We start from the raw sequence: 15,426 nt of genomic DNA, 5'->3' as shown, positions 1-15,426 counted from the left end.
TCTAAGCTCCATTGCCATTGCTTGGGCGCTTCCGAAAAAGCCAGCGCGGTCTAACGATCTTTCCTTCTTGTTTTCGGCAGGCATGTGAGTCGAAAGGTCTTCGGTTCCGCGCGTGCACCCCAGAAGTCTTGGACACTTACAAGGTATTCGATGGGGCCTTTCTCCACATCATCGCGTCTGCAGTATCGCCGAATTCGGAAGCGTCCCAGTTCATTCAGGTCTCCGATGCTTGCGCTATCGGCAGTGCACGGCTCCCTGTAGCAACGGGAAGGCACGTATCGAATACGCAATGGGTACACCGGATTGCCCCTTAAGGAAACGGGCATCTGAGCTTCCTTATCGACGGTCTCGATCAGGTCAGCCATGTTCTCAATCTTGAATTCCTCGCATTCTCGACCTTCCTTGAACAGTCGGTACGCTTTGGCAAGCCCCATCATGGAAGTCCTCTGGAACTCGGTGTCCTTAATAAGTTCTGCATCGGATGGGTTCGTGTGAAAGCCGGTTTCAACGATGATCGAGGGCATAGTGGCTTTCGCGTTTTCCGCCTTATCGTTGACCACGTGCGGAGCCTTTGCTACCGAGAAGGCTTTGAAGCGATCAATCGAATGGATCATCTCCTTCATGCTGCAAAGCGCAAGTTTTCCCAGATTTGCCGAGGCCTGTCTGTCGGGATGAATGAGCACCCTGAGACCACTGACGGCTGAATTCGTATCGGCGTTGGTATGCAGATGAATAATGGTGTCGGCCCCGACATGATTCGCGTACAGAGGGCGGCTTAAGATGTCTTCCCTCCGCTCCCGCCCCGGATCCGCCGCCGCAGGCAGCGAATGCCAAATTGATTGTGGCAAAGCTGGTTTCCATTGCTCGAGGAAGTAACGTGCCCCCAGGTTTCCCCATAGCAGGCCGCTAGGCTCATGATTGCCGCGCCAATCGGCGCGGAGCTCGACGGCATTGAAGCGGAGCAGGCGAAGGTAGTGACTTAGTTCCCTGGCGAACTTTGGAGTCATCTCATCCTCCAGGACGCCATTCGACACTTCACGGTGTGGTCGCCAGTCGTTATATCCGTGGTGGTAATAGCGCCCATGGCCTGCCGCGACTATCACATCTTCAGTGGGTCCAGCAGATCTCTTCCTGCGACTAAGTGGCGCCGGAGTCGGTTCGACGTCTCGTAGTATTTCGTCTAGAGATCTTCCACCGTAAGTCCACTCGAAAACGTTTATCTCCCCAGCTCCTTCGAGCGTCAGGATGCGGTTTTCTATCGCTCGGTGCAGGTCGGCCATATCATCGAAACCCGCCTCGTGGGAAAGGCGTCCTTCCATGTCGAATGCGATGCCGTTGCTCTCGATATTCAGTCCCACCCTGATGATCAGGGGACGCAAGTCTTGTTCGAACCAGGATTTCTCGTTCGCCGTCTGATTGGCAATCTCGGTGATCTGTACGATGAGCCTCTGACGCTCCATTTCCGACAGATCGGCGAGGGTGGTGGGAGTTGCAGGAGTTGCAGGCTCTTCGGCTGGACGCAAATGAACCTGCTGGGCAGCGGATGGATAAACCAGGCAGGCCGTCACGATAGCCGCCGATATGCAGGCAACCCGGGCTGTTACGGACTTCGGCGTTCGCATAAGAAGCTCCATGAGAACCGCAATTGCGGCTTGCTCATGGTCAACACCCAACACAAGATCGAATGTCGGTTGAATGATTCGACGCGTGCAGGCGAGAGCCATATTGAAATCGGAGTCCCCCTGGACTCTGATTTGACAGCACCTACATGAATGGGGCTCTCCTGTCACGAGACCTCGGTGATAGGAGAGGTGTCGGGCTGTGCCCCTCCGGGCGAGTTCGGTCGCTTTGCGACCGCATGTTTGAGCCCGGAGGGGCACAGCCCGGCGCCTCCCACCCATCGCTGCGGTGTGCGTGGCCCACACGATGGCGCAACTCAATCGGCGACGATTACCTCAGATATACGCGACGAACCAAAAAAAACGGGCACCCGAGGGTGCCCGTTCGATACCGCGTTGACGAAGCGGCTTACTTGCGGCCGACCTTCGCGCCGAGGCCCGCGGCGTCGCGCAGGATGTCGGCCTTGTCGGTCTTCTCCCAGGAGAACGCCGTGAACGTGTTGCCGTTCTTGTCGGTGATCTCGTAGGGCTTGCGGCCGAAGTGGCCGTTCGAAGCCGTCGGCTGGTACATCGGGTGCACCAGGTCGAGCATCTTGATGATGCCGTACGGGCGCAGGTCGAAGTGCTTGCGGATCAGCTTCTCGATCTTCTCGTCGGAGATCTTGCCGGTGCCGAACGTGGTGACCGAGATCGAGGTGGGCTCCGCCACGCCGATGGCGTAGCTGACCTGGATCTCGCAACGGTCGGCGAGGCCGGCCGCCACGATGTTCTTCGCCACGTAGCGCGCGGCGTAGGCCGCCGAGCGATCGACCTTCGACGGGTCCTTGCCCGAGAACGCGCCGCCGCCGTGACGGGCCCAGCCGCCGTAGGTGTCGACGATGATCTTGCGGCCGGTCAGGCCGCAGTCGCCCACCGGGCCGCCGATGACGAACTTGCCGGTCGGGTTGATGTGGAACTTGGTGCCCTTGTGCAGCAGCTTCGCCGGCAGCACGGGCTTCAGGATCAGCTCGCGCACGCCTTCGACGAGGTCCTTCTGCTTCACGTCCGGATCGTGCTGGGTGGAAAGCACGACGGCGTCGATGGCGACGGCTTCGCCGTTCTCGTAGCGCAGGGTGACCTGGCTCTTCGCGTCCGGGCGCAGCCACGGCAACGGCGAGTTCTTCTTCTTGCGGACCTTGGTCTGCTGCTCGACGAGACGATGGGCGTAGTGGATCGCCGCCGGCATGTACTCGCTGGTTTCGTTCGTGGCGTAACCGAACATCAGGCCCTGGTCGCCGGCACCCTGTTCCTCGGGCTTCTTGCGGTCCACGCCCTGGTTGATGTCCGGGGACTGCTTGCCGATGAGGTTCAGCACGCCGCAGGTCTCGCCGTCGAAGCCGACCTCGGACGAGTCGTAGCCGATGTCCAGGATCACCTTGCGGGTGAGGGCCTCGAGGTCGATCCACGCGCTGGTGGTGATCTCGCCCGCGACGATGGCGACGCCGGTCTTCACCAGCGTCTCGCAGGCCACGCGAGCGCGCGGGTCCTGGGCCAGGATGGCGTCCAGAACGGCGTCCGAGATCTGGTCGGCGATCTTGTCCGGATGGCCTTCGGAGACCGACTCGGAGGTGAAGAGGTAGTTGCTCATCGGGGCGATATATCCTTCTTTACGGATAAAGAGATAAAGGGCGCGCCATAATACACGGCCCCGGCCGGTTTTGCAGCGGGAAGGTACCGCCGGGGCGTGACGATTGCATGGACGTTCAGGGCCGGGCGCCCGGGTCAGAACCCGGCGATGGGATGCGGTCCGTAAGCTTTTTCAAGCAGTGCCGTCTCGTCCTCGCTGAGAACGAGGTCGATCGCCGCGACGGCATCGTCCAGGTGGTGCGGCTTGCTGGCGCCGACGATGGGTGCCGTCACGCCCGCGCGGTGGGCCACCCAGGAGAGCGCCACCTGGGCGCGAGGCACACCCCGGCCTTCCGCCACCTTCTTAACGGCGGCCACGATGGCTTTGTCCGAGTCCTCCGTGGCGTTGTAGAGGGTGCCGCCGAAAACGTCGCGCTCCTGGCGTGTACTGCCCTCGTCCCAGTCGCGGGTGAGGCGGCCGCGGGCGAGCGGGCTCCATGGAAGCACCGCGATGCCCTGGTCGATGCAGAAAGGAATCATCTCGCGCTCTTCCTCGCGCTGGATGAGGTTGTAGTGGTCCTGCATGCTCACGAACTCCGTCCAGCCGTGCAGGCGGGAGGTGTAGACCATCTTCGCGAACTGCCATGCGTACATCGACGATGCGCCGATGTAGCGCGCCTTGCCGGCTTTCACCACGTCGTGCAGCGCCTCCATGGTTTCTTCCACGGGAGTGCCGTTGTCGAAGCGATGGATCTGCAACAGATCGATGTAGTCGGTACCGAGCCGGCGCAGGCTATCGTCCACCGAGTGGAAGATGGCCTTGCGCGACAGGCCGCCGGCATTCGGCCCTTCGCGCCAGCGATAGAACGTCTTCGTGGCGAGCACCACTTCGTCGCGCCTCGCAAAATCTTTCAGGGCGCGGCCCACGATTTCTTCCGACGTGCCGTCCGAATAGGCATTGGCCGTGTCGAAGAAATTGATGCCGAGGTCCAGGGCCTTGCGGATGAACGGCCGGCTTTCCTCTTCGTCGAGGGTCCAGGCGTGGTTGCCGCGATCGGGCACGCCGTAGGTCATGCAGCCGAGCACGAGGGGCGATATCTCGAGGCCGGTGCGGCCCAGTTTCACGTAGCGCATGGGAACCTCCAAGGCGGGAGCGGTCGTTTGCCGGAATGGCGTAGACGTTACATATACCTGACAAGGCTATCTTCAATGGTCTCGCACCTGTGGAGAAGCGACATGTCATCCCTTGGAACGCCACGACGCGCACCACGCATCACCGGTTTCGTCGTCGCCATCCTGGGCCTTGCGCTGGCCCTGGGCGGTGTCTGGCTCGTCGTCCTCGGCGGCAGCGCCTATTACCTGGTCGCCGGTGCGGGCGTCTGCGCCACGGGCATTCTTCTCGCACGCGGTTCGTCCGCAGCATTGTGGCTTTACGCGATCGTGTTGCTGGGAACAGTGATATGGGCCGTCGCCGAGGTCGGCCTGATCGGCTGGCAACTCGAACCGCGCCTGTTGCTTCCCGTGCTTCTCGGCATTTACCTGGCCATGCCGTGGGTGACGCGACGACTGACGCCCACGCGTGGCGGCACTATCGCCGTGCTGCTCGTCGCCCTGGTCGGCATCGGCGTGGGTGTTGCGGGTTTCATGCAGCCGGTGGGCACGAGTGGCGACATGGTCGTACGTAACGACGCCGGTGGACACGACACCTCCGTTCCAGACGATGAATGGCCGTTCTACGGGCGCACGCCGCGCGGCGACCGCTTCTCGCCGCTGGACCAGATCAACGTGGGCAACGTGAAGAACCTGAAGCTCGCCTGGTCGGCGCGCACGGGCGATACCATCCGTCCCGGCGAGGACAAGGGCGGCACCGACGCCGGACACGAATTCAATTTCGAGAACACGCCGATCAAGGTGGGCAACACGCTGTACGTGTGTACGGGGCACAGCTGGGTCGTGGCCTTCGACGCCGCCACCGGGCAGAAGAAATGGACGTTCGATCCGAAGGCCGATACGGAACCCGACGTGTATCTCGCATGTCGCGGCGTCGCCTATTACGAAGCGCCGCAGGGCACGCAGACCGACTGCCCGCGACGCATCATCGCGCCGGTGCTCGACGCGCGGCTCATGGCCTTGAATGCCGATACCGGCAAGCCGTGCGAGGACTTCGGCCAGCATGGGTTCGTCTCGTTGACGCAATACCTTGGACATGTGCCGGCGGGCTTCCACTTCGTGACGTCGCCGCCGCTGGTGCTCAAGGACCGCGTGATGCTCGGCGGCTGGGTCTACGACAACCAGGCGGAAGGCGAACCCTCCGGTGCCGTGCGCGCGTTCGATCCCCTGTCCGGAAAACTCGTGTGGGCGTGGGACGTGGGCCACGATCCGCAGAACTGGACGCCCGGCCCCGACGACCAGCTGACCCGCGGTACGCCCAACGCCTGGGGCGTCTACACCGCGGACGCGGATCTCGGATTGGTGTACCTGCCCATGGGCAATGCCACGCCGGACTACTTCGGCGGCCACCGCCGCCCGATGGACGAGAAGGTGTCCAGTTCCACCGTGGCGCTCGACATCGAAACCGGTGCGCCGAAGTGGGTGTACCAGAACACGCACCACGACGTATGGGACATGGACGTGCCGGTGGGCCCGTCGCTGGTGGACCTGCCCGACGGAAAGGGCGGTACGGTGCCGGCGCTCGTGCAGACGACGAAGCGCGGCGAGTTCTTCGTACTCGATCGCCGCACGGGCACGCCGCTTACCGAGGTGCGCGAAAAGCCGGTGCCGCAGGGCGCGGTGCCCGGCGACTTCACCTCGCCGACCCAACCGTACTCGGTGGGCATGCCGTCGCTGACGCCGCAGGACCTCACCGAACAGTCGATGTGGGGTGCGACGCCTTTCGACCAGCTGATGTGCCGCATCCAGTTCCGCAAGTCGTACTACAAGGGGCAGTTCACGCCGCCGCAGTTGAAAGACACCATCGTGTATCCCGCCTTCGACGGCGTGATCGACTGGCACGGCGCGTCCATCGATCCGTACAACAAGCTGCTGATCGCCAACGCCAACTACATCCCGTTCATCATCAGCCTGGCCCCGCGCGAACAGGCTGAGGCCCAGGGCCTGGTGAAGCCATGGGACGGCAGCGGCAACGAGCCGCACGTGGGTGGCGGGCTGGCCCCGCAATACGGCACGCCCTACGTGGGCAAGGTGCACCCGTGGCTCAATCCCATCGACGTGCCTTGCAATCCGCCGCCGTGGGGAACGCTCGCCGCGATCGACCTCGTCACGCACAAGCTGGTGTGGGAACACCCCATCGGCACCACGCGCGACACCGGGCCGTTCGGCACGCACGTGAACGCGCCGCTGCCTACCGGCATCTTCAACATCGGCGGCAACATGACGACGCGGGGCGGCCTCGTGTTCATCGGTGCCACGGCGGACGACTACCTGCGTGCGATCGACGAACGCACGGGCAAGGAGCTGTGGAAGGCGCGGCTGCCGGCCGGCGGCCAAGCGAACCCGATGTCGTATGCGGTGAACGGCAAGCAATACGTCGTCATCGCAGCCGGCGGCCACAGCGGCCTGGGCACGAAGTCGGGGGACTATGTGATGGCGTACTCACTGCCCTGATTGCGGGAGGCGCCATCGCGGCAAGAGGGCCCGTGCTCTTGTGGGAGCCGCTTCAGCGGCGATGCGCACTCGCCAGGTGCCCGCTACCGCGGGATCGCCGGCGAAGCCGGCTCCCACAGTGCCGCGTTCGGCCTTGAAAATCGGCGGTCGGCCCCATAACTGCTGTTCCAACGCGAAAGCGATGCTTTGCCTGGCGCCGAAAGCAGGCGTAGCATCCGCACCCAGTCCAAGAGAGCCACTCCATGTTCCGCTGCAAGCACGATTTGATGCACGTTCCACCGATCGCCCCACGGGCGCGTCGCGGGTGCGCGCGCGCCGTGCATGGAGGCCCATCGTCGTAAGACGGTGCGCCGGCCTCGACGAACACCAAGCACCCGCAAGGGTGCTTTTTTTTGTCCTGAAAACCAGCCATTCCGACCTGGAGCAACGTGCCATGAAGAACCGCCGCGACCCCCGATCCTGACCGTCCTGCTCAGCCAGGGGCGGCGGCAAGGGATCGGGGAGTGCCTCGCTCGAGACCCATCGAGCCCCTGGCGTATCCCCATCAGGAACCGTTAGCCATGAGTACCACCCGAGAAACCCGCATCCCCGTCAGCCGTTGGCGCAACCTCGGCATCATCGCGCACGTCGACGCGGGCAAGACCACGCTTACCGAGCGCCTGCTCTACAAGACCGGCACGATCCATCGCACCGGCGAGGTACACGACGGCGCCACCACCACCGACCACATGGAACTGGAGCGCGAGCGTGGCATCACGATCGGCGCCGCGGCCGTGCGCGCGAACTGGACGCCCGACGGCGGCCAGCCGCATCGCCTCACCCTTATCGACACGCCCGGGCATATCGACTTCGCCATCGAGGTGGAGCGCTCGCTGCGCGTGCTCGACGGCGCGGTGACGGTGTTCTCCGGCGTGGCCGGCGTGCAGCCGCAATCGGAAACCGTGTGGCACCAGGCGCGCCGGCATGGCGTGCCGCTCATGGCGTTCGTCAACAAGATGGATCGCCCCGGCGCCGATTTCGACGCGGTGGTGGCGCAGATGCGCGAGAAGCTCGGGGCCAACCCGTGGGTGGTCGCGCGCCCGATCGTCGAGGACGAGCACATGACGGGGCTGGCCGACCTGGTCGGCGAACGCACCTGGCGTTTTGACGACGCCGGCACGGCCTCCGTGCACCCGTGGAACGACGCCGAGCGTGCGGCGTTCGCCGAAGCGCGCGCGGAACTTGTGGCCTCCGTCGCCGACCGCGATGAAGCGCTGGCCGAACTGTGGCTTGCCGAAATGCCCATCGACGCGGCCGCGCTCGCCGCGGCGCTGCGCCGTGGCACGCTGGCCGGCCTGGGTTCGCCCGTACTGCCGGGTTCGGCGTTCCGCAACGTCGGCATCGAGCCGCTGCTCGACACGATGGTGGCGTACCTGCCTTCGCCGTTGGACCGCCCGGCGGTTATCGCGCATACCGACGATGGCGACACGACCGTTCCGCCCGATGCGGATGCACCGCTGGCGGCGCTCGTCTTCAAGGTCGTCAACCAGGCGCACGGACCGCTGGCTTTCGTGCGGCTCTACGCGGGCCGCTTGCATGTCGGCGACGCCGTGTGGCGCAGCGGGACCGATCGCGTGCAGCGTATCGGCCGGCTTGCCGTCGTGCGCGCGGAAGACACCGAGGCCGTCGACGAGGCGGAAGCGGGTGACATCGTCGCCATCGCCGGCTGGAAGGACGTGGCCACGGGCGAGACCTTGTCCGATGCGCATCGGCACGTGCGACTGGAAGCGATCCAGGCGCAGCCCGCGGTGCTGTCGTGGCGCCTGTCGCCCGAGCGTTCGGCCGACCTGCTCAAGCTCGGTAACGGGCTGGCGCGCCTCGCGCAGGAAGACCCGTCGTTCCGCGTCGGCACCGATCCGGACACCGGCGAAACGCTGGTGTGGGGTATGGGCGAGCTGCACCTGGAGGTGATGGTGGAACGCCTGCGCCGCGAGTGGGGCGTGCAGGTACGCACCGGTTCACCGCGCGTGGCCTACCAGGAAACGCCGGCGTCGGCCTCGGGTGCCGTGGAAGGCAAGCTTGCCAAGCAGACCGGCGGCAGCGGCCAGTACGCGCGCGTGATCCTGTCGGTAACGCCGAACGGAAGCGACGCCAACACATTCGAGGATCGCACCACCGGCGGTGTCATTCCGAAGGCCTTCCAGGCCGCGGTGGAGAAGGGCGCGTTGTCGGCCCTGCTCGAAGGGCCGCGCGGCTACCCGGTGGTCGGTGCGTCGGTGGTGGTGCTGGATGGACAGGCACATGCCGTCGATTCGAACGAGGCGGCGTTCCACCGTGCCGCGCAGATCGCGGTGAAGTCCGCGCTGGAAGCGACGGGCACGGTGTTGCTGGAACCGGTGATGCGCGTCTCCGTGAGCGCCCCCGGCACCGCGGTGGGCGATGTGCTGGGCGACCTGCAACGTCGCGGCGGGCAGATCGTGAACCTCGTCGACCGGCAGGAACGCACGGAGATCGAGGCCGACGTGCCACTGGCCCAGCTCGACGGCTACAGCACGGCCCTGCGCTCGCTGAGCCAGGGACGCGCGTCGGCAACGGTCGCCTTCCATGCGTACCGCCCGGCGCTGCAGGAGCCGTCGCGCCGCTCGGCGTAACAGAGGGGGAGGGGCCACCCGGCCCCTCCACTTCCCCGCATGGCTGCCACTTCGCTGTAGGAGCCGCCGTAGCGGCGAGGCCATCACTCCACTGTGGGAGCCGCTTTAGCGGCGATGGGCTTACCTCACGGCTACACCGCTCCGTTGGCTTCTCGCCGCTATAGCGGCTCCCACAGTACCCTTTGTGCATGACTTCTTTTGCATTTCCGATCCTTGGGCTCGTTCTCGCCGGCGGCCGTTCCTCGCGCATGGGTGAAGACAAGGCCATGCTGCGTATCGGCGGCGAGACTCTTCTCGAACGCACGTCGCGCATCCTGCGCGAGGCGGGTGCGGCACGCGTGGCCGTCAGCGGCGCGCGCGACGGCGGTATCCCGGACTTATGGCCGGACACCGGCCCCGTCGGCGGCATCGCCAGCGCCATGCACGCACTGCCCGATGGCGAATGGCTCGTCGTCCCGGTGGACATGCCGCGCCTGGGGCCCGCGGTCCTCGCGCCGCTGCTCGCGGACCGGGGCCACGCCGCGACGTATTGGCACCGGCACCCGCTCCCCATGCGCCTGACGATGGACGCCACGGCGCGCGCCGTGCTCGGCGAACTCATGAACCGGCCAGGCCCCGCCTGCTCCATCGCCGCCCTCCATGCGCGCGTGGGCGCGTCGGCGCTGCCGCTAGACGGCCTGGACACGCGGCTGCTGGTGAACTGCAATACCCCCGACGAATGGCGAGAGGCGAACGCATGAGGGTGCAGCTGGAGGAAGACACGATCCGCATCAGGATCGACGAAGACGAACTGGCCGAATTGCTCGACGACATCGCATTGCTCGGTTCGACGGCCTTCGGCAAGGCGTTCACGATGCGCTACGCGATCGACGCCACCGACAACGGCTGCACGCTTTCCGGCACGGCGCACGAATGGCGCATGGAAGTGCCGCGCCAGGCGCTGCGCGACCTCCAGTCGCGACTGCCGAGCAAGGACGGGCTCACCTTCGACATTCCCGGCCACGACACCGTCGCCACCACGGTGCGCTTTGACGTGGACGTGAAGGACAGCCTGCGCCGGCGCCGGGGATAGGCACAGAGTACCCCCGGCGCACGCGGCTCAGCCGATGCGATCCGGGCGGCTGTAGATGTTGAAGCGGCCGGGCCGGGCGAAGCCCAGCAAGGTGACGCCGCAATCCGCGGCCAGGTGCACGGCCAGGGCGGTGGGTGCGGAGATCGCCACGACAATGGTCATGCCCGCGACGGCCGCCTTGGTGACCATCTCATAGCTGGCACGGCTGGTGATGACGAGGAAGCCGTCGCGCGGGTCGTTGTGTGCGACGAGCATCGCGCCGATGAGCTTGTCCAGCGCATTGTGCCGTCCGACATCCTCGCGCACGTCGACGAGGGTGCCGTCGGGTAGCGCCCAGCCGGCGGCATGCACGGCGCCGGTGCTCGCATTTACCGGCTGTCGGGAACGCAGTGCGTCCAGTGCGCGCTCGATGGCGTCCGGCGTAATGGTCGGACCCGCCGCCACCGGCGCCGGATGGCGCACCACGTCTTCCAGCTCGCGGCTGCCGCAGATGCCGCAGCCGCTGCGGCCGGGCAACTCGCGGCTTGTGTGGGAGCCGGCTTCGCCGGCGATTTCGCCGCTGAAGCGGCTCCCACAGGTGCGTATGTCCACGACGATGCCTTCGAGCACCTCGCGCACCTCGATGTCCACGATCTCCAGCATCGAAGCGACCTTGCCCTCCGTGAGCGCGAAGCCGCGTGCGAAATCCTCGAGGTCGGCGGGCGAAGTCATCATCACGGCGAACGGCGCGCCGTCGAAATGCATTGCCACGGGCACTTCCTCGGCGAGGCGATCGTCGTCGTCGCTGCGCCGCCCGCGCTCGACGCGAACGACGGGGCGAATGGCGCTGCCGGGCGGGGTCTGTTGCTCAGGCGGCATATTCCGCCTTCGGCGTGGCCGTGCGGCCGGCGGTCGTGACGGCGGCCTCGATGCGCACTGGCACGGACTTGTACGCCGGCGTACCCGAGCGGCGGTCGTGGCTTTCCAGCGCGATCAGCGCATTGCCCTCCGGGTAGTACATGGCCACCGAGCCCTCGGCGATGTCGTAGGCCACCGCAATGAAGCTGCGCACGGCGCGTTGCTTGCCATCGGCCACGTTCGCGCCGGTGGCGAACACGTCGATGCCGTCGCCATGCGCGAGGCCGCGCGAGGCGAGGTCGTTCGGATGCATGAACACCACGTCGCGCCGCCCCGTCACACCTCGGTAGCGGTCGTTGAGGCCGTAGATCGTGGTGTTGTACTGGTCGTGCGAGCGCACGGTGGTGAGGATCAACTCCCGCGTATTCGCCGGCGCATCTTCGTCGAGCGTGGCGGCGAGGAGGAAGTGCGCGCGCTTGTCCGGCGTGGCCCAGTCGCGCTCGCTGGCGGCGACGCGCAGGCGGAAGCCGCCCGGCGCGCTTACGCGGCGGTTGAAGTCGTAAAAGATCGGGAACACCTTTTCGATGTCGTCGCGGATGAGGTTGTAGTCGCCCACGAGCCGGTCCCAGTCCACGCGGGTGTGCGGCAGCGTGGCCTTGGCAATGCCGGCGACGATCCAGGGTTCGGAACGCAGGTGTTCGGATGCCGGCGTGAGCGTTCCCGCCGATGCATGCACCATCGACATCGAATCCTCCACCGTCACCGCCTGCGGGCCGGTGGCCTGCACATCGAGTTCGGTGCGGCCTAGGCAGGGCAGGATGATCGATTCCTTCGCCAGGATGAGGTGCGAGCGGTTGAGCTTGGTGGCCACGTGCACGGCGAGGTCCAGCTTGCGCATCGCCTCGAAGGTTTCTTCGGTATCGGGCATCGCGACGGCGAGGTTGCCACCCAGTGCGACGAGCGCCTTGGAACGGCCTTCGCGTATCGCGATTACCGCGGCCACGGCGTCATGGCCGTGCTCCACGGGCGGCTCGAAACCGTAGGTCCGGCGGATGCCGTCGTTCAATTCGTCGTTGGGCTTTTCCGTGATGCCGACCGTGCGGTCGCCCTGCACGTTGCTGTGTCCGCGCAGCGGGCAGATGCCCGCGCCCTGGCGGCCGATGTTGCCGCGCAGGAGCAGCAGGTTGGCGATCTGCTGGACGTTTTCGGTGCCGTGCGCGTGCTGCGTGATGCCCATGCCGTAGCAGACAATGACGTTCTTCGCCTTGGCGTAGATGTCGGCCGCGTCTTCGATCTGGGCACGCGTGAGGCCGGCATGGCGTTCGATGGCGTTCCACGACGTGCGCGCCAGGTCGGCCGCCAGCGCCTCGAAGCCGGTGGTGTTGGCGGCGATGAACTCGCGGTCGAGCACGCCGGGCATGCCCGCGGCGATGGCGCGTTCGTCGGCGGCCAGCAGCGCTTTCATCATGCCTTTCAACACGGCCACGTCGCCGCCGATCTTCAGCTTGTAATAAGTTGACGCGATGCGCACCGACTTGCCGGTGAGCATCTCCACGGGACTCTGCGGCGACGTGAAACGCTCCAGTCCGCGCTCGGGTAGCGGGTTGAGCACGACGATGGGCACGCCGCGCAGCGACGCTTCGCGCAGCGTGGACAGCATGCGCGGGTGGTTCGTGCCGGGGTTATGTCCGATGCAGAAAATGGCGTCGCAATGCTCGAAGTCGTCCAGCACCACGGTTCCCTTGCCGGAGCCGACCGATTGCGGCAGGCCCACGCTGGTGGCCTCGTGGCACATGTTGGAGCAGTCGGGGAAGTTGTTCGTGCCGAACTCGCGCACGAACAGCTGGTAGAGGAAGGCGGCTTCGTTGGACGCCCGGCCCGAGGTGTAGAACTCGGCCATGTTCGGATCGGGCAATGCACGCAGCGCCGCGCCGATGCGCTGGAACGCTTCCTCCCACGCGATCGGCCGGTACGTATCCGTGGCGCGGTCGTAGGCCATCGGGTGGGTCAGCCGGCCCAGGCCCTCCAATGCGTAGTCGGTCAGGTTCCACAGGTTAGCCACCGTGTTGCTGGTGAAGAATTCCGGCCGCACGCGTTTGGCAGTGGCTTCCCACGAGACCGCTTTCGCGCCGTTCTCGCAGAATTCGAACGACGAGGTTTCCTTCGGGTCGGGCCAGGCGCAGCCGGGGCAGTCGAAGCCTTTCGGCTGGTTCACCCTGTGCAGGGCCATCGACTCGCGCGCTATCGCCATCTGGCCGCTGAGCGCTTTCGCCACGGCGCCCAGGGCGCCCCAGCCTCCCGCCGGGCCATCGTATGGTTCGAAGCCGGGGACGGGTTTATCGGTCATGGACGTTGCTCGCAGGTGTATGGGGCCGCCGGCCGATCATTCTACGCGCCACTTTCAGCGGGCAATTGAACGAAGGTACGGCGGCGCAAGTTATTGCCGCGCCGCCACAACACGGAGCGCTGCGCCCCGCCGGCAGCCCTTTGCCGGAATTGTGCAATGCACAATAGTCATGACGAAATGCAAGTCATGCATTCTTCGCATACCTGATAGGTACCCCATCGCGTTGTTCCGCCGCGCGGCGCCGACGAGCATCGCCTGCGCTCCGTCGGCGTTTCGGCGGGTAGGGGGTAACCGCCATGACATTCCGACACTTCGCCATCGCCGCCCTGGTCGCACTCGCCGCGCCCTCTGCGTTCGCGCAGAGCACGCCCGATGCCCAGCAACCTCGCCAGACCGCGCAGGCGCCGACGAACGACGACAAGGGCCCGGTCGATCGGCTGCGCGACGACGGTGTGTCGCTTCGCTTCGTCTGGGCCAACGACTGGGCGGGCAGCGTGCGCGGCGGCGAACGACTCGGTGCGACGAACGGCGGCGGTGCCGTGGGTGGGGCGGACCTCGACATGGGCAAGCTCGCCGGTATCGAAGGCGGCAAGATGCACATCACCTTTGCGCGCTATTACGGGCACAGCGTCGCGGCGAACGACATCGGCGTGATCCAGAAGATCCAGGGCTACTGGTATCCGAAGCGCCAGTGGGAACTGGCCCAGCTGAGCTGGGAGCAGCAGTTTTCCGGCAGCCACATCAACGTGCTGGCGGGCCGTATCAACGCGACGTGGCAGTTCGCGCGTTCCACATACGGTTGCCGCTTCGTCAGCGCGCCCGACTGTCCTTACCAGCTCACGAACACGACCGGCGGGTTCACCGGGTTTCCCTATGTGAACTGGGGCGCCCGTGTTACCTACCAGCCCGACGCGCGCTACGTTTCCATCGGTGCTTTCGAGATCAACCCGGAGCGCCGGAACAACAACGGCCTCGACTGGGGCATCCACGACGCTACCGGTGTGCTTATTCCGGTGGAGGTGGGGTATGGCACGACGTTCGCCAACGATCCGTACCCGAAGCATTTGAAGATCGGCGGCTGGTACAACTCCGCGCCGTTCACCGATCCGGAACTCAATACGCGCGGCCTGCACCGCGGCCTGGTCGGCGGCGCACCGCGCAGCTACGACGGCGGCCGTTACGGCCTCTACGTGCTTGCCGACAAGGTGGTGTGGAAGCCGGACCCGACCCGGAACACACGCAACCTCGCGCTGTTCGGTTCGATCACCGGTCCGCTCGACAACGCCGAGAACTACACGCTGCAGTCCACCTTCGGCATGCTCTGGACCGGCCTGTCCGCCGCGCGTCCCACCGACTCGCTGGGCTTCCAGGCCACGTTGTTTCGTTTCAGCCGCAAGGCGGTGGGTTTCGAGGACGACCTCATCCACAAGAACAGCGACACCGACGATCACTTCGCCCGCAACGAGTGGATGACCGAACTCAACTACAGCTACAAGCTCTTCCCAGTGGTGAGCCTGGTACCCAACATCCAGTACATCGTGCATCCGGACATCCTGGGCAACACCGTGGGCGTCAAGCGTGTCCCCGCCAATGCGCTGGTGATCGGCTTGCGCGTGATGGTGAACATGGGCGGCCCGGGTAGCCAATGAGGCACCGGTCTACCGGATGGGCACATAATCGGGCCACCCTGGC

The 15,426-nt window shown here is 65.6% G+C and carries 10 protein-coding genes; 5 read left to right on the top strand and 5 right to left on the bottom strand.

Annotated features, from left to right (window positions below; translation table 11 throughout):
* Positions 1 to 50: 50 nt before the first annotated feature.
* From ACPYOD_RS01160 to ACPYOD_RS01150, 3 genes are all read right to left on the bottom strand, one after another.
* Complete coding sequence (locus ACPYOD_RS01160; protein ID WP_481299889.1) at positions 51 to 1,724, bottom strand: N-acetylmuramoyl-L-alanine amidase family protein; 1,674 nt, start codon at positions 1,722 to 1,724, stop codon at positions 51 to 53.
* A gap of 304 nt (positions 1,725 to 2,028) precedes the next feature.
* The gene (gene metK, locus ACPYOD_RS01155; RefSeq protein ID WP_481299888.1) at positions 2,029 to 3,246 is read right to left on the bottom strand and encodes a methionine adenosyltransferase; all 1,218 of its coding nucleotides are present in this window, start codon (positions 3,244 to 3,246) and stop codon (positions 2,029 to 2,031) included.
* Between the two features lie 134 nt (positions 3,247 to 3,380).
* Positions 3,381 to 4,358, bottom strand: coding sequence for an aldo/keto reductase (locus tag ACPYOD_RS01150; protein WP_481299887.1), 978 nt, complete (start codon positions 4,356 to 4,358; stop codon positions 3,381 to 3,383).
* A gap of 102 nt (positions 4,359 to 4,460) precedes the next feature.
* Here ACPYOD_RS01150 and ACPYOD_RS01145 point away from each other — a divergent pair, with 102 nt between their 5' ends.
* The 4 genes from ACPYOD_RS01145 to ACPYOD_RS01130 all read left to right on the top strand — a co-directional run bounded on the left by ACPYOD_RS01145 (position 4,461) and on the right by ACPYOD_RS01130 (position 10,550).
* Entirely contained in the window at positions 4,461 to 6,848 is a 2,388-nt protein-coding gene (locus tag ACPYOD_RS01145) for a membrane-bound PQQ-dependent dehydrogenase, glucose/quinate/shikimate family (RefSeq protein ID WP_481299886.1), read from the top strand.
* A 560-nt stretch (positions 6,849 to 7,408) separates the two neighbouring features.
* The gene (gene fusA / locus ACPYOD_RS01140; protein ID WP_481299885.1) at positions 7,409 to 9,478 is read left to right on the top strand and encodes an elongation factor G; all 2,070 of its coding nucleotides are present in this window, start codon (positions 7,409 to 7,411) and stop codon (positions 9,476 to 9,478) included.
* 188 nt (positions 9,479 to 9,666) lie between these two features.
* Positions 9,667 to 10,218 (top strand): molybdenum cofactor guanylyltransferase, encoded by a 552-nt coding sequence (gene mobA, locus ACPYOD_RS01135; protein WP_481299884.1) that lies wholly within the window; start codon positions 9,667 to 9,669, stop codon positions 10,216 to 10,218.
* Positions 10,215 to 10,550 carry a hypothetical protein gene (locus tag ACPYOD_RS01130; RefSeq protein ID WP_481299883.1) on the top strand — a complete coding sequence of 112 codons (336 nt, stop codon included), beginning with the start codon at positions 10,215 to 10,217 and terminating at the stop codon, positions 10,548 to 10,550. The genes mobA and ACPYOD_RS01130 overlap by 4 nt, the downstream gene beginning before the upstream one ends.
* A 27-nt stretch (positions 10,551 to 10,577) precedes the next feature.
* Here ACPYOD_RS01130 and fdhD read toward each other — a convergent pair whose 3' ends face one another.
* Together fdhD and ACPYOD_RS01120 are read right to left on the bottom strand one after the other, a co-directional pair.
* Positions 10,578 to 11,408: a formate dehydrogenase accessory sulfurtransferase FdhD gene (gene fdhD / locus ACPYOD_RS01125; protein WP_481299882.1), complete on the bottom strand. Its 831-nt coding sequence runs from the start codon at positions 11,406 to 11,408 to the stop codon at positions 10,578 to 10,580.
* The gene (locus ACPYOD_RS01120) at positions 11,398 to 13,734 is read right to left on the bottom strand and encodes an FdhF/YdeP family oxidoreductase (RefSeq protein ID WP_481299881.1); all 2,337 of its coding nucleotides are present in this window, start codon (positions 13,732 to 13,734) and stop codon (positions 11,398 to 11,400) included. Before ACPYOD_RS01120 ends, fdhD begins: the two co-directional genes overlap by 11 nt.
* A 296-nt stretch (positions 13,735 to 14,030) precedes the next feature.
* On the opposite strand from ACPYOD_RS01120, the gene ACPYOD_RS01115 reads away from it, so the two are divergent.
* On the top strand, positions 14,031 to 15,383 hold the full coding sequence (locus tag ACPYOD_RS01115; RefSeq protein WP_481299880.1) for a carbohydrate porin: 1,353 nt from the start codon (positions 14,031 to 14,033) through the stop codon (positions 15,381 to 15,383).
* The last annotated feature ends 43 nt before the right edge of the window (positions 15,384 to 15,426 follow it).

The sequence above is a fragment of the Luteibacter sp. HAY1-4A genome (genome assembly GCF_056755355.1).
The sequence above is the reverse complement of the archived record's forward strand: the minus strand, read 5'-3'. Positions and strand labels throughout refer to the sequence as shown.

Bases quoted from the DNA above. Each gene is read 5' to 3' on its own strand.
- ACPYOD_RS01160 (WP_481299889.1), bottom strand. From the start codon at position 1,724: ATGGCTCTCGCCTGCACGCGTCGAATCATTCAACCGACATTCGATCTT.
- metK (WP_481299888.1), bottom strand. From the start codon at position 3,246: ATGAGCAACTACCTCTTCACCTCCGAGTCGGTCTCCGAAGGCCATCCG.
- ACPYOD_RS01150 (WP_481299887.1), bottom strand. From the start codon at position 4,358: ATGCGCTACGTGAAACTGGGCCGCACCGGCCTCGAGATATCGCCCCTC.
- ACPYOD_RS01145 (WP_481299886.1), top strand. From the start codon at position 4,461: ATGTCATCCCTTGGAACGCCACGACGCGCACCACGCATCACCGGTTTC.
- fusA (WP_481299885.1), top strand. From the start codon at position 7,409: ATGAGTACCACCCGAGAAACCCGCATCCCCGTCAGCCGTTGGCGCAAC.
- mobA (WP_481299884.1), top strand. From the start codon at position 9,667: ATGACTTCTTTTGCATTTCCGATCCTTGGGCTCGTTCTCGCCGGCGGC.
- ACPYOD_RS01130 (WP_481299883.1), top strand. From the start codon at position 10,215: ATGAGGGTGCAGCTGGAGGAAGACACGATCCGCATCAGGATCGACGAA.
- fdhD (WP_481299882.1), bottom strand. From the start codon at position 11,408: ATGCCGCCTGAGCAACAGACCCCGCCCGGCAGCGCCATTCGCCCCGTC.
- ACPYOD_RS01120 (WP_481299881.1), bottom strand. From the start codon at position 13,734: ATGACCGATAAACCCGTCCCCGGCTTCGAACCATACGATGGCCCGGCG.
- ACPYOD_RS01115 (WP_481299880.1), top strand. From the start codon at position 14,031: ATGACATTCCGACACTTCGCCATCGCCGCCCTGGTCGCACTCGCCGCG.